This window comes from Sphingobacterium sp. BIGb0165, assembly GCF_024810095.1.
GTDB lineage: Bacteria > Bacteroidota > Bacteroidia > Sphingobacteriales > Sphingobacteriaceae > Sphingobacterium > Sphingobacterium detergens.
Genome location: NZ_JANUEB010000001.1, coordinates 679,771 through 696,065 on the forward strand (window position 1 = coordinate 679,771; position 16,295 = coordinate 696,065).

Consider the following 16,295-nt stretch of genomic DNA (forward strand, 5'->3'; position numbering starts at 1 on the left):
AGATTTATGGTTTTCTAAATAGCCGCATTACTTTTTGGCTAAAACGGATGTATTTGGGTTGTGTAAACAGTGTTTGGTGTATCGCTTCAATTTCACTTTTTAACTGCTTGCGACCATATCGTTGTATGGCTTCGTAAGCTTTTTGTTGCATAATTACTTTCTCCGCCAGTTCCTCGTCCAGCAACAAATGGGCTTCGAAAAGCAATGCGTTACTAGGATGGTTTGTCCCTAGGAGATGAGTTTCTATCTGTTGGGTTTCATTCCATGAAGTCGTCATAAACCAAGGATTTTTCTTTAACAGTTTCTCTCACTTTCTCTAAGCATTTGTATTTTTGAACAGTAGCACTGCGGGTTCCTGAATAGCCGAATTCATCTGCGATTTCTTGAAGTGACATCTGGTCATAGTAAAAGCTTTTTAATAAATCCATACATTTGCGTCCTGCAGTTTCCAAGAAGCGAAGCAGTCGCTTACTTGAAGGAGACTCATCGTTCGCTAATGGGATTTCAATATGATCTAAGGGTAGGTTCTGGCTCGTTTGATAATAACGTTTCAACCAGAGGTTTTTGGCTGTACCGACCAGATACCCAATATCATTCGTCAGTACCGTTGGAGTCCGCGTGGTCTTTTCATAATATACTACCAAGGCGTCTTGAAATACATCCTTGGCTTCATCAAAGTTTCCCCCCATACGACTGACATATTTAGCGACTGCTGGAAATGCACTTTTATACAGATCCATTATAAGTGCCTGTCGCCTCACGGCTCGATTTGAATTACTAATACTGTGCATATTATAATTACCTTTTATAACAATGTACCAATTGTGGTCAAAGTATCACCTTTTATTTTAAAAAAAATATCTTTCTTTTCGGACTATTACAGTCAACATGTAGCTTGATCTTTTAGATTTTGCTATCTTCCTGATATTTCCCACCTTTTATGACAACGATTACCCATCTCTAGGCAGACTGACTGTTGATTCAGATGATGCAGTACGTTAATAAAGCTAACGAATTTTTGCGCGAATATAAATCCATTAATAGGAAATAAAACTAACATCAAGAAAGGAAGTCGCTAGACGTAACGTTTGGATTTACTTATGATGATCCTTGGAATTTAGTTGATAAATTGCCTATTTTTAGATAGTAAATGAAGAACAAGATTTTGTCTCAAAGAAGCTTTGGTGCTTTCATTGCAATATTAAGCTGGACCGCTATTGGTGCTCAATTTTTAATTAGTTACAGTAATTCCTCTATTGCTATTAGCGAATTAGTCGTGAGGTTCTTTAGTTACTTTACAATCTTGACGAATCTCATGGTTGCGATTTGTTGTACTAGTATCGTACTGTTTCCAAAGAATAAAATAGGGCTCTTTTTTGCGAAACCGACAACAATCACAGCAGTGACATTGTATATTCTGATTGTTGGACTTATCTATAATCTGATACTTCGTTTCCTGTGGCAGCCTGCTGGAATAGCTAGGATTGTGGATGAAATGCTCCACTCACTTATTCCTATTCTGGTTTTAATCTATTGGTGGAATATGATTGATCAGCGTGTTATATACTGGAGATCTATATTTAGCTGGTTATTATACCCCTTTGTCTATTTGCTATATACTTTATGGCATGGAGCACTTTCTGGATTTTACCCTTATCCTTTTGTAGATGTTTCTGAACTGGGCATGAATCGCGTATTAACAAATAGCGTGATTATAACTGTGGTCTTCCAGCTAATAGGATTACTCTTAATCCGAATAAATAGACGCATAGCCAAAAATAGGTAGTAATGTACACGGGACTAAATCCAATCGAAATATACTACGAATACATTTTTATTGGCATCAGGGAGGAGTTAGCTTACAAAAATTTTCTGTAGTATCTATAGAGCGAGTTAAGTCTGTAAGATCTATCTGGACATATAATATATGCCTAAAGATGGTTATATTTAAAGTTATATAAACCGTGCAATGGTGATAGCTGACAAAAGAAAGCCCATAAGAAAGGTGACGATACGATTAGTGCTTCTGTGTATTATTTTAAGTCTATGTGGATGTGCTTCGTTGAAGCAGACAAGACAAGATAGCATGCATGAAATTTCTGAATTACAGTCCTTCGATGGAACTTATGAAAATCTAACAAGTGATCATAAGGGGAGCGAATTTTCGTCTCTATGGAATCAGTTGATCCTGAAAAATGAGATTGATATGTTGGATTTCAAGAACGCGAAAATAAGACTCAAAGCAATCGGAAAGAGCCAAATCAAAGCGACTTGGTTGGAGAGCGGGATTGAGAAGAAAAGCATTGTGCTAAAAGGAAAGTTAAAAGGCAATTATTTCGTATCTCAGCATAAGCGTACCATTATACCTATCCCACTAATATATGGAATGATCCAGAATAACCAATTCCAACTCTGGTTGGACCAAGATAGCCAGTTGCGTGTGGATAGGTTGCAGAATAGCTGGGGCTGGATATTTGTTTTTCTTGCGGGAACAGATAATACGTCTAACTATGAATACATACGGGTGAAGGAATAGGCTGCTAACTCTAGTTTCGGTGATATTGGTGAAGCTTAGATATTATTAATTGATGATATCGAAATTTGTAAAAGAGAGTAGATCAGAAGATAGATTTTTAAATATAATAAGTACGATCAAATAACCCATGAATCATTGTGTTTATAATAAAGCGAATTATAGATGAACGCTATCAAATATTAATTGATAGGCCTACCTTAACAAGAAATAGGGTAAATTTAAGTGGAATTTAGTTTTCGATCATGGATAAAATGAAGAAGTATAATAGTAGATTGATGACTAAAATTAATAAAAATGGAAATACAAACGTCTTCATAAAAATTAGAGAATGCTAATAGATATAGTCAAAGATGCTAAGATAGAATTGCTTAAAAGTGACCTCGGACATTTGCCCTTGATGAATAGGGCTCATATCGCTGAAAACCTGCGTGATCCTATAAAGATTAATAAGGTTTTCCTAGCCTGCTGTAAACTTGTCTATTCGACTTTAGAAATAAATGACAGTCTATTGTCCGATATCTTGAACAAAGCGGAACGCCATTTATATGGAAAGGAAAACTTTGATTTTAAAATACTTTATGACAAAAACAAAAACTTTTTAGAGGCAGTTAATTTAAAACCCTTCTCGGATGTTGGATTAGCCTGTTTGGCTCTTTGTGCGAGTATTTATACTGATGCTGCAAGCCTATTCGATATTGACGATTATGAAGATGATAATTCTTATGATTCGGAGAGTTGGTCAACAGATTTTTGTGCGGCAAATGCGTTCGCTGGTGGAAATCCTTTCTCACATGAGGGAAGTAAAGAGAAAAGAGTAGAATTTTGGAATTTCTTTTTGGATACTGTGGTTACAATCTCAAATTCTCCGAATCTTTCTGTGGGTGATAAAATAGAATATGAGGAACAAGTACCCATCCAAATGGACAGATCAAAAGTTTATGTTGATAGTTTTATCAAGAATAAAATTGATCGTGTTGTAGAATTGATTTTGAAGGATTTGAAAAATTCTATTGGGGAGGCATATTGGAATCGGGTGGAAATAGAGGGGCAAGATATTGGTGGTGTAGGTATGAAAGGATACTATTTTGACGTCAATGATCATGGAAAAAGATTAGAATTAACATATTATTTATATGATGGAGAGGAGTCAACTGTTAAATTATTGAGTGCGGTAAAGAAGTATATATACCAACAAAGCCAAGAGGAAGGTACGTGGTTTTCTTATAATTTGCTGATATATCCAAATGGAGAGCATCGCATCGTCTATAATTTTGACAATCCAAAGATTTATGCAGACAAACAGCCATCTTTAGAACCGTTTATAACGGAATTTATCAACTATCCAAGAACTAAGAGTTTTACCCCAAAATGGTGGCAGGCTATTGTCACCCAAAACAATCTGGAATACTTGTGACAAACAAATTGTTAATTTGCCTATGGATAGACAGGAATTGAACAGTACCATATACCCTGGAATCTAATGAGCTTTTTAATCTTCCAAAAATTCTAAGATATCGCCAGGTTGACATTCCAATGCTTTACAGATAACTTCCAATGTACTAAACCTTATCGCTTTGGCTTTTCCAGTTTTTAAAATTGAAAGATTTGAAAGTGAGAGATCAACTTTCTCTGATAGCTCATTCAATGACATTTTTCTCTTGGCCATCATAACATCCAAGTTCACAATTATTGGCATCTTATACTGTTAAATCGTTTTCGTTTTGTAGTTCTATTCCTCTTCTAAAAATCACAGATATCACATAAATCACAGCCGCCATTAAAATAAAAGCTTGACTGTCTGTCCAGAATTGTGTTAAGTGTCCGATTTCATAGCCTTTTCGAATTATTCTACCGATAGTTTCTTGAGCAATACAGCTCAACAAACCAATTGAAAATGTAAAATAACTGATTCGTGTAATCTGTTTCGAAACTAAATTGCTAAATGGTTTATTTAAATCCAACTTGTGCATCATTTCGATCAGTAGATAAAATAAATGTGCTTTTAGTACCGCAAGGGCAATAATAAAAAAATAAATTGTATAAAAAGACATTCTGCTTTGATTGTACATCTCGGATAAATCAAGTTTTTGGTAAAGTCTTCCTACAAATTCTGGCTTGAAGATACTGAAAATGAAGTTAACGATAATGGCTCCAGCTTCTATCGATAATCCAATAAATATGATCCAAACGATTATATATAATCCCTTGAATACAATATTGTCCATTCCTTTCATGGTTTATAAGTTTAAAATTCAATACAATAATAATAAATATTTAGTGATAATCATAAAAAAAATATTATTTATCAATCATTCATAATGACTTAAAGGTATCTGGTTTCAATGCTGATCTTCCAAAAACAGATTGCACAAAAAATTCACCAGTAATAAAAATAGAATGATATTTTTCTCCGGTTTCTTATTTAATCGTACAAATTATACATGTTTGAATTTTGTAATTAGATTAATAATGTGTCATTCTAAAGAATTTGAAACAAAAACGACATCATACGCTGATGCACATATTTGGATCTCATCGCCAAGGGACCATTCTGCTGCTCTGGCGGCCATTGCCGCTGGGACACCTTCGGAACCAGGGCCTGGTGGGACATTATAAGTTGCGTGTGCATCATGTGGGAGCAAAACATCAAAACCATATTCCAGGGCTGCTCTAGCGGTCGCAGCGAGGCACATTTCAGAAAGCATGCCACATATTACTATTTTTCTGATTTCACATCTAGTCAGAGTAGCATAGAGGGATGTCCCTTCGAACCCATTATCTGTTTGTTTCCTAATTACATATTCTTCCGGTAGCGGAGAGAAAAACAAATTCCAGCCCCAGGTAAAAGGTGCGTCTATCGCATCCGGTGGACCATCATTTTGAAGAAAGATTACGGGACATTTTGCAATTCTTGCTTTATCAAGTAATATATCGACAGCAGAAATTAATCTAGCATGATCAGGTACTGCCGAGGAACCCGAAACAAAAACGTTCTGGACATCAATTACAACCAAAGCCTTAGTTTGACTAATATTTTCTTCTTTCATTTTAAAATAGAATTTTTAAAGTTCCATAAAATTACAACTTCAATTATATAACTAGGAATGGTAGATATTAAGCAAAATATATTGATTTACCGGTAATCTGGTTAGGAAATGGAACAGCAGACATATATGTTATAAGACTATAGTCAAACCAAAGTTTTATTTACATAAGCGAATATAAATCCATTAAAAGCGAATATTAAATGATATAAGTGTTTTTGAAGGGAAGAGTCTATATTTAACTATTGAAACGTTATTTTCGAAATGATAATACATTGAAAAATTTTAGTTTTTTGGTTAACCAATAGCAATAGTCAATTTTTAAAAATTAGAGCAAATGAAGAAAATATTCCTGATAGCATTAATAACCCTTTCCCATTTTTTTGTTTTTGGCCAGCAGAAAAAATCGAATAAGAATACTATTCCGCGACCAATAAAAAAGAAGGAATATCCCATGCCAGAGGCAAAAAGAATAGAAGATCTTGTTACGGAACAGACGAAGAGATGTTTTATTTATAAGATCGAAGAAAAGAAAGATTCGTTACTGTACATAAGCAGCAACTTATTGGAGTATGGCTGGGCGGGAGATAATGCCCGAATGGTAATTAGCTCCTATAATTATGATCCGATAAAAAAGAAAGAAGCAGAACAGAAAGGGTATGTTCTGCTAGAAGAAAAGAATATGCAATTTATCAATGGATCGTATAAGACAGAAAAAGATATTTTGATTTTCACACCTGAAAAAGAAGATAGGTTTGAAAAAAGAACATTCAAGTTGGTGTATAAACCTAAAACAAACAAAGTTGACTATCTCAAAGACGAGAAAAATAATAAATATGTAGCCGGTGATTGCCAAGAACCTATTATAGGTCAATAATTAACCACATTATTCCTAATGAAGTAATGAATGATTTAATAGTGGATTATTGTCTAGTCTTTAAAACCTATTGTATGTGTTTTTCAAAATAAAATGAAGACAAAAAGAGCTATATAGAAATTATCTTTAATTACAGGCGCGGAACCAAAAGTAATTAAATATAGTGGTAACACAGGTGATTATATTCTTATTGAATTAACTGTTTAAAAGAAAAGTTAGGCTGGCGCATTTCAATTTCGTTTTTGCTTGAGGCTAGTTGTGCTTCTTTTGCGTAGATGAACATTTCTGTTTCATAGGCCTTAAGGGCGGCCTCAAGTGAGGTGAACGATTGATCGCTGAGTTTTTCAGATAAAATCAATGCATCTAACAACCCCGTATTGACACCCTTTCCTGCAAACGGTGGCATTAAATGTGCCGCATCACCAATAAGTGTTAAAGGGAGAGGACGACCATTCTTCCAAGGAGTGTCCAATGAGAATTTTCTTGTCGGAAGACAACTAAAAGACAATGTTGAAAGGAACAGTTCTTTAAATTGGTTATCCCAGTCATAAAATCTATCCAAAAGGAAAGTATGGAGGGAGTTTGGATCTTGAAAGTTTTCTTCCTTATGATTGTTCCATCCAGCGGGCTTTTTGAAAATGATACCATAGCTCAACAACCCATTATTGTTTGGATTGACCACTAGTAGGTTTCCTTTATGGGCAACCATTAGTCTATGCCTATCGCAGCGTTGATAAAATTTCGGGACACAATGTTCGGGATCAGAAATATCTCCCTGAATGATTATGGTTCCAGTATCTTCAACTTGTGCGTCAGTAACATATGATCTCACTGTTGACATCCCACCATTGGCTCCGATTACAAGATCCGCTGTTGCCTGGAAGCCTGTTTGAAAATGTAGTAGCCATTGTCCATCTGTAACTTCAAGTCTTGTACATTTGCTATCCCAAACGACAGTATTAACAGTCAAACTCTCTAATAGCATTTTCCGAAAAACATTTCTGTTGATTTCAGGATTGTCGTATTGATTTTCAGAAGTAGAATGTTTGGTGAAAAGTGAAGCTCCTTTTTCATCGGTTATGATAATTCCCATAGGTAATGCCAAAGAATAATAATTCTCCAGCAGCCCTGCCTTTTTCAATGCTTCTTGACCTGAGCCTTTATGCAGATCAAGTGTACCCCCTTGAATTCTAGCTTGGGTTTCTTTATCCCTTTCATAAACGGTGACATCTGCACCATTTTGTTGTAATAATCTAGCCAATGTAAGACCGGCAGGCCCAGCACCAATGATCGCTATTTTTTTATTTTTGAATACCATAATTTTTGTATTGTTTAAGATCAATACAAAATTGGCTGCCTTTTAAGGAATAAAATAATTACATTAGACCCAAAAATAGCTATAAAAGACTTTTATGAAAAAAGATGATCAGACAACTCCCCTTGTTCTTCAAAAGCTGGCTTATTTCCTTGGAACTGAAATTAAAAGAAGAAAATTAGAGATCCCCAACGAATATGGAAACGGATACTGCAGTGGGTTTGTTTTTAATGCACATATGAGGATGTTGATCAGTAACTACGAGTTGAATCAGGATGTTGTGATTGATAATCTAGAGCGTGATGATGCAAAAAAGGTTATATTTTTTAAGTTCCAGAACATCTTTCCCAGACTTGGATCATTATCTATGGGAACAAATCCCAAAGAAATACCTACCGTTTTGATAGGAACCAGTCGTATTAATACAGATGAGATAATTTCCATCCATTCCAATACGTCAACTATTAATATTGAAGTAGAGGCCAGCTATCTGAGTAAATTATTTAGCATATCAGCGCAGTCTTCGGTTTTACAAAGTCTCCTTCAGAATACACAACCTTATCTTTTTGAACAGATCATTTCGCCTTCTTTGCAGAAAGTGGTCGATGAGATTGTATCGGAAACTGTTGACGAAACGTTCGAACTGTTCTTTCGAAGAATCAAAGCAGAGGAAATGATCTGCAGGCTATTGATGGAACTGGAAAAGCGGGATGAGAAATGTATGTACGCTTTGAGCAACCACGATATCGCAATCCTGTATAGAATAAAAGATCAAATCCTTGACCACCTCGAAACGCCTCCTGTTATTGGAGAGCTCGCACTTGAAGCGGCTATGAGCCCTACTAAACTAAAGCGACTATTTAGGCAGATTTTCGGCGACAGTATATTTAGTTATTATCAGAAGTTCAGAATAAAAAAAGCCGCTCTTCTCTTGGAAGAAAAAAAGTATTCCGTTTCAGAGGTTGGTTATAAACTCGGTTTTACCAACCTAAGCCATTTTTCAAAAGTATTCAAGGAGCATTTCGGTATCAACCCAAAACAATATACGATGATTAATGTCTGATCCTGCAGTGTAAACCTGAAATTATGGTGATATTGTTTGTGGTAAGTGTGATTGGATAGTCTAATTTCAGTAAGGTATAAGAAGTTGCAGCCAATGTACAGTTTTGAGAGACCATTTTTCAGCTGAGGATCACAGAACGAAAGAATTTTTAAGCGAATATAAATCCATTAAACACGAATAATAAATGACATAAGTATATTCAGATCTGAAATGTATATTTAATTAGTGAATTGTCAATTTCAAAGGATATAATATAAAAAAATGGATGTAGATATTGAAAAGCAAAATCAGAAATGCGTCCGATACCGATGGTAATAATCGAAAAATTGACCTTGTACAAGCAAGAACTCAAAGACAGCAAAATGACCCTATGTTGGAACAGATTTTGCTCGATTATACAGACGAAATGATACCATTTTTTATGAACCTATGCACATGGCAAAACCGATAAATATACATAATATGCCCGTTGTAGCGATTTCTCGAGGGTATATTGCCACAATTTCTAGCTGTACCATATTTATGGTGTTGCTTCTCTTTACTACTACGTGTTTCGCAACCTCGAGGAGGTATCTGCAAGATACCGTTCGAAGTGTTTCGGAACTGCAGGTCTTTGATACCATCGTGACGAAACGCGTCTATCAAGATGCATATGGAAAAAACACATTGCACGTAAAAGTTACGAATCCCTGCAATGCTGATTCGTCTAGATTTGATGGAGTACTCACCCAGATCGAAGCGCGTGTGAAAAACAAAAAAAGTTCTACATCTGTGGTCTACACATATCCCTATTCTCAAATGTCGTTAATCTACTTCGTAAAGGAAGAAATACATATCCAGAACCTTGGTGGGCGAAAGGCGGCTATCATTCCTTTTTATTACTGTGGGGGATATGAGAGCTATGATATGAAAGTATCCTATATTGTCATTTATGGAAACAAGGACTATATCTTCCATCTAGACTATTATTGTGGAGAAGGAAAGGACTGTAAACCTGTCCAAAGCTTAAAAGTTATGCTGAGTGGTCTTCCAAAAGATATTCGGACCTATTTGACCGGATACTTGACAAAAAAACATAAGTCCAGAGCCAGCTTCCACCAGGAATAAACTCTAAATATTACTATACGAATGTGACAGATATTTCTTGTCCATTTTTAAGCTAAATCTTCTTTTCCAACTTTTTCGTTAATTCGTCAGCAGGAAGCAATGCAGTGCTGTAGATAAATGGAATGAATGCTTTAATTAAAGGATGACTGATTCCTTCATTGGATAATCCTTTTCTTTTTCTACAGATTAAAATACTGATCAGTTCCAAGGGAAAAACTTTCCAACAAGCATGATTGAATGTGTCCAAATATGATTCACCGCTATTATTCACATGAAATTTCGCTAATCTTTCCAACACCGTGTTGACAAGATTACGATCTTCACTCAGACAATGATCAATGACAAACTGATAATTCTCTTCGATAGGTACATCGATCATAGCTTTAAAAGCTACATTTTCAGGCGTCGAAACGAGTACTCTTAACAACTGAAATACATCTGAATAACCATAATATTTGTTGTATTTTCTTCTTTCAGGAGCGACCATTTCCTTCTCGTCTTTGAAAGATTCGTTGTATATCACGGTCAAATAATTCAGTGTTGCAGCTAAAGCATGCGGATAAAAACAATAGGCCAATAATGCAGCAAAAACCGTATCTTGAAAAAACTCCCCTTTTACCTCACGATTCGTTTTATATCCTTTTATAAAAGCCAAATTAAGCCAGTAGTAAGCGTTAATCAACTTCGTAAAGTTTTCAATATTAGGTTGTTTGTTGAATTCAATAATGCCAAGCTCCGACTTGACATAGAATATTTTTTGAAAGACTTCTGCTATGTGATATTCATTTTCAAATTGTATCCCGAATTCGGTGAAGGTCTCAGAAAATATTTCTTCATTCTCTTCAAGAAACCTATCAATGCAATTATAAAAATAATTGAAATCGTTGCTTTTTATTCTACTGTTAAGGGTTGATTCGGTTTCTTTAATTCGCGTGTCTAGATATTTTTTGTAATCCATATTTCTTCATTCACTTTCAAATATAAGCAATGACGCGATCATCCTAAAAATCTAACTGAAATAACGTACCAGAGAAGAATAGTTTCTCTTTTTTGTTACTAGTTACTTTTTGGGAGAAACCTGAGACTTGAATCTTTATATCGAAAAGTAGGTTTATAGTTGTGTGAATTAACCAAAAGGATCAAGCAGGACAAAAATTATCAGTACATGGTGGATATCATATTTTAAATACAAGTTCGTGTTAAGAAATTATGAAATCTGCTACTTTGCTCATATAATGGTGATAGGCTTTGTATTTTTGTCTGGTGAACTTATTGGAACAACTTAATATTCAATTTGGATTGTAGGGTTCTTACTAATTTTGTAGATTTATCTGTAAAAGGTAAAAGACCTTATCCAATTATGAGTTAGCTTTTAGACATCGTTTGTCTGATTTGAATAAAAATCGTTATGAAGAAGGAGTACTTCAAAGACCTATTTAATAGATACCATAAGAAAGTATTTTTATTCGTTCAATACTATATTGAATCCCAAGATGATGCTGCAGATGTAGTACAGGAAGTTTTTATTCACCTGTGGCGTTATGTTCATAAGCTATATGGGGTATCCAATCCAGAAGCAATAATTTTTAAAACCTCCAAACAGGAAATTGCCAATTTTTATAGAAAACAAAAGGTTCAATTTACTTCCCTTGATAGCGCATACGAGCTGACAGAAATCGAAGAGAGGTTTGACGAATCTGCCTATCAGATCAAAGTAGACAAACTGAATTTATTATTGTCAGCTCTGCCAGAACGTCGAAAAATAATGGTACTTGATAGTGTTGTGGATGAGTTAAGTTACAGTGAGATTGCTCATAAATTCAAAATATCCAAAACAGCCGTTGCTAAGCAGATCAACAAAGCAATGACTTTTCTTCGGGCTAATTTTTAATTTTTTTCTAAATAGGGGGTGTACGATATCGGGGTATAGACGTAATAGTTTATAGATACCATCTATACGATATGGCGAAAGGAAAAAAAGATCCGAAAGAAATCTGGGATGCAATTTCAGAGGCCCCCTCCGTGAAGCAGGAGACGTCTGAATCCTTATGGGAAAACATTGATCAACGTATCCAGAAAAAGGAACAGGCTAAAAGAAAAAAGAGGAAAAGTATGCTACTTATTCTTCCCGTATTGCTGTTAGGAGCATGGTTTATATTCCAACCCAAAAATGCAGCACAACGGTACACTTTTGTGACAATAGACAATCGTGACACTATATACCTTAAAGATGGTAGCCATATCATCATGGAACCCTTTAGTGAGCTGACTATATCTACCGAATTTGGGAGTAGCATACGAAAAGTAGCTTTCAGAGGGAAAGGATATTTTGATATCGCTAAGGACAAAAATAAACCTTTTCAGATTGATGCAATGGATTTTGATGTTGAAGTGCTGGGCACAAAGTTTGACCTTATTCAAACGGATACCGACCATCGTGTGCAGTTATTTGAGGGAAAAGTTAAGATTAATAAAGATGGGAATACAACCTATTTAATGCCCGAAGAGGCCTGGTGTTTTAAAGCGGGATCGACACAAAAGCATTATATGCTACCATCCGCTAGAAAAACTTTTAAGTTTGACCACACTGAGCTAGCTGTCGTATTACAACAACTGGAAGAATCTTACCAGATCAAAATAGCTTATCCAGCTAGCTTAAAGGACAAAGTTGTGAGTGGTGCTTTCAGTGGTAATTTTGAGGATATCCTACAGATTATATCTTTCCCATTAAACCTAAAACCGACGCGAATTAATGAACAACAATATAGCTTAAAATAAAAAAACACCGGTAACAGCCATTACCGGTGAATAAATCAATTCAAATAACTAGAATCAATTTTCAAATCATTTCAAATTTATGAAAAAAAATAGTTTTATAGCCTCTGCTATACTTTTTTCATTGTTTTGGGCCGCTTTTCCTGAATCGACAAATGCGGCCCCTTACACTCTTGGTCAGCAGGCCAATCTAAAATCACTGTCCTTACGCTCAGCGATCAACAACTTGGGAAAGCAGTTTGGTTACCAAGTGTACTATGTAGAAAGTGACCTGCAGGGACTTTATGTGGAGGAAACAGCTCTTCAGTTTAAAACGATGAACGAATCAATAAGTTTCCTCAAAAAGAATTTTCCGCTGGATTTCTTTGTTAAGGATAAGGTTCTTACGGTAAAACGTTTGATAAAGATAGCGAAACAACAACAGATCCTAGTTGGTGTTATCCGTGATCAAGACAACAAACCTGTTAGTGGTGTTACGGTAGAATTTCTGAATAGCAGCGTTAAAACATTGTCTCAAGCAGATGGGAGTTATCGACTAGCTGTGCCCAACGTGTCAGAAAAAGTTTTGATGGTTTCTCATGTGGGCTATGATACCTTCCGTACAACAATAGAGAGCCAAGATCAGCTTGACATTAAATTAAATACCAAAAATAGATTGTTGGATGAAATCGTGGTGATTGGGTATGGCGAGCAATCTCGGGCGAAAGTCGTAGGTGCTGTCAGTAAGATTGACGCCAAAAGCCTAGAGAAGACTGCGGCGGCCAGTTTTGAGCAGCAATTGGCAGGGAAGGTTTCCGGTGTTGTCATCAATCAGGCCGACGGCCAACCGGGAGCGAGCGCTCAAATTGTCATTCGGGGACGAGGTACATTGACTGCTGGGGCAAGTCCTTTGATTGTAGTTGACGGTTTCCCTCTATCCGAAGGAAATACATTAAACTCGATCAATCCTTCGGATATAGCAAGTATTAATATTCTAAAAGATGCTGCATCCGCCGCAATTTACGGTTCACGCGCTGCCAATGGTGTTATCCTGGTGACAACCAAAGAGGGCAAGATGGGGGCAGAAAAGACCAAAGTAGGCTTTGATACCTATTACGGCTTCCAGCAGCAGACATCGGGCGTAAAACTTGTGGACGGTTATCAGTCGGCTCAATTCCTGTCTGAAGCTCGAGATTGGGGTTATGTATCCAAAGATCCAAGGAATCGCAATGCTTCTGACCTAAATTTGGTACGTGTTACGAAAAAAATCAATGGCAAGAACATTGATGGGAGAGAGCTTTCACTGGATTATCTAAGACCTTATCTCGACGATCAGCAAGGTTTAACAAATACAGACTGGATGGATTTAGCGTTTCGAACAGCACCAATGTCCAACTACAATGTTAATATCAGCGGCGGCGGAGCACAGTCAAAGTTCTACACCTCACTCGGGTATTTTAACCAAAAAGGAGTCGTTATTGGGTCTGATATGCAACGCTATTCTGCTGCCGTTAATTTGGAAACCAAAATATCAAGTAAACTTGATTTCGGGATTCATCTCAAACCAAGTTATACTCACCAAAATGCACGAGATCAATCTAGCAGAAGCGATGGCGCTCTGGGATTAATACCACTGTCTTTCCCATTTTATAGTCCTTACAAGGCAGATGGTAGTTTGAATATCAGTGACCAATTGGTACAAGAGCAACGTATTCTGGAAGGGGTAGCGATTAATGGTACACCCGTGGAGAATTTGCTAGCGACGTCAACATTGGTCAAAAACCTCAACCAGCGGTTCAAAACATTTGGTAATATCTTTCTCAATTATGAGATTATTAAAGGGTTAAAATACCGTTTTAGCCTAGGTGGTGATTACGATTCCTACTTAGCCGATTTCTATTATCCTTTAAGTGTAGGGGCATATCGTATTCCGGCACCCAGACCAGACGCAGATGGTACACAAACTCGGATATCAACTTATAATTATCTCGTAGAGAATACCTTGAATTATGACTACCGGATTCGAAAGCACTCATTTAACGTGTTGATAGGTCATACTTTTCAGAAAGAACGGATCAATTTAAATAAAACTACGGGGACAGGATATGCAGATGACAATATTCAGAACATTGCGGGTGCGAGCGCAACAAGATCAGTTCCTAAGATTGATATGTGGACATTAGAATCCTTTCTTTCTCGTATTCAATATGATTATGATGCGAAGTATCTCGTCTCGCTAGCGCTACGCCGTGATGGTTCTTCTCGATTTGGTGAAAACAACCGATGGGGAAACTTTCCATCAGCATCCGTTGGATGGGTTATGAGCAAAGAGAATTTCTTTCCTGAAAATGATTTTCTAAATTTTGCCAAATTAGCTTTAAGTTGGGGAAAGACAGGAAATAACCAAATTGGCAACTATAGTTCTTATGCGTTGGTTACCAATGTGAATGACTATACTAAATACAACTATGATTATCTCAATGGATCAACGGTTGCACCAGGGTATATTACGAGTACATCTTCCAATCCCAACCTTGGTTGGGAAATTGCCAATGCGCAAAATATAGGCTTGGATCTAGGATTTTTAAAAAATAGGTTAAATATCTCATTGGCTTATTACAAAACGAATACCAAAGGATTATTGCTCAAAGTACCTGTCCCGGCTCAATCAGGTTATAGCGAGGCGCTTGCAAATGTTGGAGAAATGGAGAACAAAGGTTTTGAAGCTCAATTATCCGGTAATAATTTTATGATTGGTAAGGTCGCTATTGGTTTTAATGCCAATGCTACGCGTAATAGCAACAAAGTGTTGGCGCTAGGGCCGGGTCAAAACAAGATAGCCACTGGTGTCGATCAAAATTTCGTGACTAAAGTAGGTGGTTCTATTGCGGAGATCTACGCCTATACAGTTGATGGTGTATATAAAACGCAGGCGGAGATAGATAATTCGCCACATCTTGACGGAACGCTGACAGGGGATTATCGCGTAATCGATGTCAACAACGATGGCAAGATCAATGAGGAGGATAAAACCTCAAAAGGTTCATACGCACCAAAGTGGACTTATGGTTTTGGCTCAGATATTACATATAAGCGATTTAACTTTAGTTTTGATTTCGCCGGTATTTATGGACGGACATTGCTGGACGGAGATATGTCTTCACTGACTGAATCTGGCGAAGGCTTCGCTGTTCCCTCGCAGTACTATTTTGAAAACAGATATCATCCCGAAAACAATCCCGGAGGGTTTCTGGGACAGCCTAATTTTGGTAACTTTTCCAATAGCCGAAAGCTGGTGCGCAGCTCTGTTGTCGTGCAACGTAATAATGGCGACTACTTTCGGTTACGAAATGTGCGCCTCGCCTATACCTTTGATTCAAGCTTTTTGAAAAAGATAAAGTTAAGTGACCTGCAGCTTTATGTTTCAGGTACCAATTTATTTACAAAGACCAAGTTTAGGGGCTGGAATCCCGATGGTACCACCATGGGAAATATTCTAACATCGGGATACAATACAGGAGGAAACTATCCAATTGCGAGGACAATAACTTTTGGACTCAAAGCAACTTATTAAAGATAACCATGACAACATCGTTTAG

General features: G+C 36.6%; 16 protein-coding genes. 9 read left to right on the top strand and 7 right to left on the bottom strand.

What is annotated here, in order from left to right; genetic code table 11:
- Positions 1-4: 4 nt before the first annotated feature.
- Positions 5-277, bottom strand: coding sequence for a hypothetical protein (locus M2408_RS02905; RefSeq protein WP_223585305.1), 273 nt, complete (start codon positions 275-277; stop codon positions 5-7).
- A complete protein-coding gene (locus M2408_RS02910; RefSeq protein ID WP_259179088.1) occupies positions 258-791 on the bottom strand; it encodes an RNA polymerase sigma factor in 534 nt (177 codons plus the stop codon). Before M2408_RS02910 ends, M2408_RS02905 begins: the two co-directional genes overlap by 20 nt.
- A gap of 359 nt (positions 792-1,150) precedes the next feature.
- Between M2408_RS02910 and M2408_RS02915 the strand changes: the two genes are divergently transcribed.
- From M2408_RS02915 to M2408_RS02925, 3 genes are all read left to right on the top strand, one after another.
- Positions 1,151-1,786, top strand: coding sequence for a Pr6Pr family membrane protein (locus M2408_RS02915; RefSeq protein WP_259179089.1), 636 nt, complete (start codon positions 1,151-1,153; stop codon positions 1,784-1,786).
- Positions 1,787-2,086: 300 nt separating this feature from the next.
- On the top strand, positions 2,087-2,536 hold the full coding sequence (locus M2408_RS02920) for a hypothetical protein (RefSeq protein WP_259179091.1): 450 nt from the start codon (positions 2,087-2,089) through the stop codon (positions 2,534-2,536).
- Between the two features lie 328 nt (positions 2,537-2,864).
- Positions 2,865-3,950, top strand: a complete 1,086-nt coding sequence (locus M2408_RS02925; RefSeq protein ID WP_259179092.1) for an Imm5 family immunity protein — start codon at positions 2,865-2,867, stop codon at positions 3,948-3,950.
- A 75-nt stretch (positions 3,951-4,025) separates the two neighbouring features.
- Here M2408_RS02925 and M2408_RS02930 read toward each other — a convergent pair whose 3' ends face one another.
- From M2408_RS02930 to M2408_RS02940, 3 genes are all read right to left on the bottom strand, one after another.
- Entirely contained in the window at positions 4,026-4,232 is a 207-nt protein-coding gene (locus M2408_RS02930) for a helix-turn-helix transcriptional regulator (RefSeq protein ID WP_259179095.1), read from the bottom strand.
- A gap of 1 nt (position 4,233) precedes the next feature.
- Positions 4,234-4,770 (bottom strand): DUF2975 domain-containing protein, encoded by a 537-nt coding sequence (locus M2408_RS02935; RefSeq protein ID WP_259179096.1) that lies wholly within the window; start codon positions 4,768-4,770, stop codon positions 4,234-4,236.
- Positions 4,771-5,010: 240 nt separating this feature from the next.
- Positions 5,011-5,583: an isochorismatase family protein gene (locus tag M2408_RS02940; protein WP_259179098.1), complete on the bottom strand. Its 573-nt coding sequence runs from the start codon at positions 5,581-5,583 to the stop codon at positions 5,011-5,013.
- A gap of 334 nt (positions 5,584-5,917) precedes the next feature.
- Here M2408_RS02940 and M2408_RS02945 point away from each other — a divergent pair, with 334 nt between their 5' ends.
- Positions 5,918-6,457, top strand: a complete 540-nt coding sequence (locus M2408_RS02945) for a hypothetical protein (RefSeq protein ID WP_259179100.1) — start codon at positions 5,918-5,920, stop codon at positions 6,455-6,457.
- A 187-nt stretch (positions 6,458-6,644) separates the two neighbouring features.
- Here the strand turns inward: M2408_RS02945 and M2408_RS02950 are convergent, their stop codons facing one another.
- A complete protein-coding gene (locus tag M2408_RS02950) occupies positions 6,645-7,775 on the bottom strand; it encodes an NAD(P)/FAD-dependent oxidoreductase (RefSeq protein WP_259179101.1) in 1,131 nt (376 codons plus the stop codon).
- Between the two features lie 94 nt (positions 7,776-7,869).
- Here M2408_RS02950 and M2408_RS02955 point away from each other — a divergent pair, with 94 nt between their 5' ends.
- Together M2408_RS02955 and M2408_RS02960 are read left to right on the top strand one after the other, a co-directional pair.
- On the top strand, positions 7,870-8,835 hold the full coding sequence (locus M2408_RS02955) for an AraC family transcriptional regulator (RefSeq protein ID WP_259179102.1): 966 nt from the start codon (positions 7,870-7,872) through the stop codon (positions 8,833-8,835).
- A gap of 435 nt (positions 8,836-9,270) precedes the next feature.
- The gene (locus M2408_RS02960) at positions 9,271-9,942 is read left to right on the top strand and encodes a hypothetical protein (RefSeq protein ID WP_259179103.1); all 672 of its coding nucleotides are present in this window, start codon (positions 9,271-9,273) and stop codon (positions 9,940-9,942) included.
- Between the two features lie 52 nt (positions 9,943-9,994).
- Here the strand turns inward: M2408_RS02960 and M2408_RS02965 are convergent, their stop codons facing one another.
- On the bottom strand, positions 9,995-10,900 hold the full coding sequence (locus tag M2408_RS02965) for a hypothetical protein (RefSeq protein ID WP_259179105.1): 906 nt from the start codon (positions 10,898-10,900) through the stop codon (positions 9,995-9,997).
- 450 nt (positions 10,901-11,350) lie between these two features.
- Here M2408_RS02965 and M2408_RS02970 point away from each other — a divergent pair, with 450 nt between their 5' ends.
- The 3 genes from M2408_RS02970 to M2408_RS02980 all read left to right on the top strand — a co-directional run bounded on the left by M2408_RS02970 (position 11,351) and on the right by M2408_RS02980 (position 16,270).
- Complete coding sequence (locus M2408_RS02970; protein ID WP_257090285.1) at positions 11,351-11,833, top strand: RNA polymerase sigma factor; 483 nt, start codon at positions 11,351-11,353, stop codon at positions 11,831-11,833.
- Positions 11,834-11,904: 71 nt separating this feature from the next.
- Positions 11,905-12,720, top strand: coding sequence for a FecR family protein (locus tag M2408_RS02975; protein WP_259179109.1), 816 nt, complete (start codon positions 11,905-11,907; stop codon positions 12,718-12,720).
- Positions 12,721-12,799: 79 nt separating this feature from the next.
- A complete protein-coding gene (locus M2408_RS02980) occupies positions 12,800-16,270 on the top strand; it encodes a TonB-dependent receptor (RefSeq protein ID WP_259179111.1) in 3,471 nt (1,156 codons plus the stop codon).
- Positions 16,271-16,295: the final 25 nt, after the last annotated feature.

Excerpts from the sequence above, each read along its gene's own strand:
- M2408_RS02905 (WP_223585305.1), bottom strand. The coding sequence starts at position 277 with ATGACGACTTCATGGAATGAAACCCAACAGATAGAAACTCATCTCCTA.
- M2408_RS02910 (WP_259179088.1), bottom strand. The coding sequence starts at position 791 with ATGCACAGTATTAGTAATTCAAATCGAGCCGTGAGGCGACAGGCACTT.
- M2408_RS02915 (WP_259179089.1), top strand. The coding sequence starts at position 1,151 with ATGAAGAACAAGATTTTGTCTCAAAGAAGCTTTGGTGCTTTCATTGCA.
- M2408_RS02920 (WP_259179091.1), top strand. The coding sequence starts at position 2,087 with ATGCATGAAATTTCTGAATTACAGTCCTTCGATGGAACTTATGAAAAT.
- M2408_RS02925 (WP_259179092.1), top strand. The coding sequence starts at position 2,865 with ATGCTAATAGATATAGTCAAAGATGCTAAGATAGAATTGCTTAAAAGT.
- M2408_RS02930 (WP_259179095.1), bottom strand. The coding sequence starts at position 4,232 with ATGCCAATAATTGTGAACTTGGATGTTATGATGGCCAAGAGAAAAATG.
- M2408_RS02935 (WP_259179096.1), bottom strand. The coding sequence starts at position 4,770 with ATGAAAGGAATGGACAATATTGTATTCAAGGGATTATATATAATCGTT.
- M2408_RS02940 (WP_259179098.1), bottom strand. The coding sequence starts at position 5,583 with ATGAAAGAAGAAAATATTAGTCAAACTAAGGCTTTGGTTGTAATTGAT.
- M2408_RS02945 (WP_259179100.1), top strand. The coding sequence starts at position 5,918 with ATGAAGAAAATATTCCTGATAGCATTAATAACCCTTTCCCATTTTTTT.
- M2408_RS02950 (WP_259179101.1), bottom strand. The coding sequence starts at position 7,775 with ATGGTATTCAAAAATAAAAAAATAGCGATCATTGGTGCTGGGCCTGCC.
- M2408_RS02955 (WP_259179102.1), top strand. The coding sequence starts at position 7,870 with ATGAAAAAAGATGATCAGACAACTCCCCTTGTTCTTCAAAAGCTGGCT.
- M2408_RS02960 (WP_259179103.1), top strand. The coding sequence starts at position 9,271 with ATGGCAAAACCGATAAATATACATAATATGCCCGTTGTAGCGATTTCT.
- M2408_RS02965 (WP_259179105.1), bottom strand. The coding sequence starts at position 10,900 with ATGGATTACAAAAAATATCTAGACACGCGAATTAAAGAAACCGAATCA.
- M2408_RS02970 (WP_257090285.1), top strand. The coding sequence starts at position 11,351 with ATGAAGAAGGAGTACTTCAAAGACCTATTTAATAGATACCATAAGAAA.
- M2408_RS02975 (WP_259179109.1), top strand. The coding sequence starts at position 11,905 with ATGGCGAAAGGAAAAAAAGATCCGAAAGAAATCTGGGATGCAATTTCA.
- M2408_RS02980 (WP_259179111.1), top strand. The coding sequence starts at position 12,800 with ATGAAAAAAAATAGTTTTATAGCCTCTGCTATACTTTTTTCATTGTTT.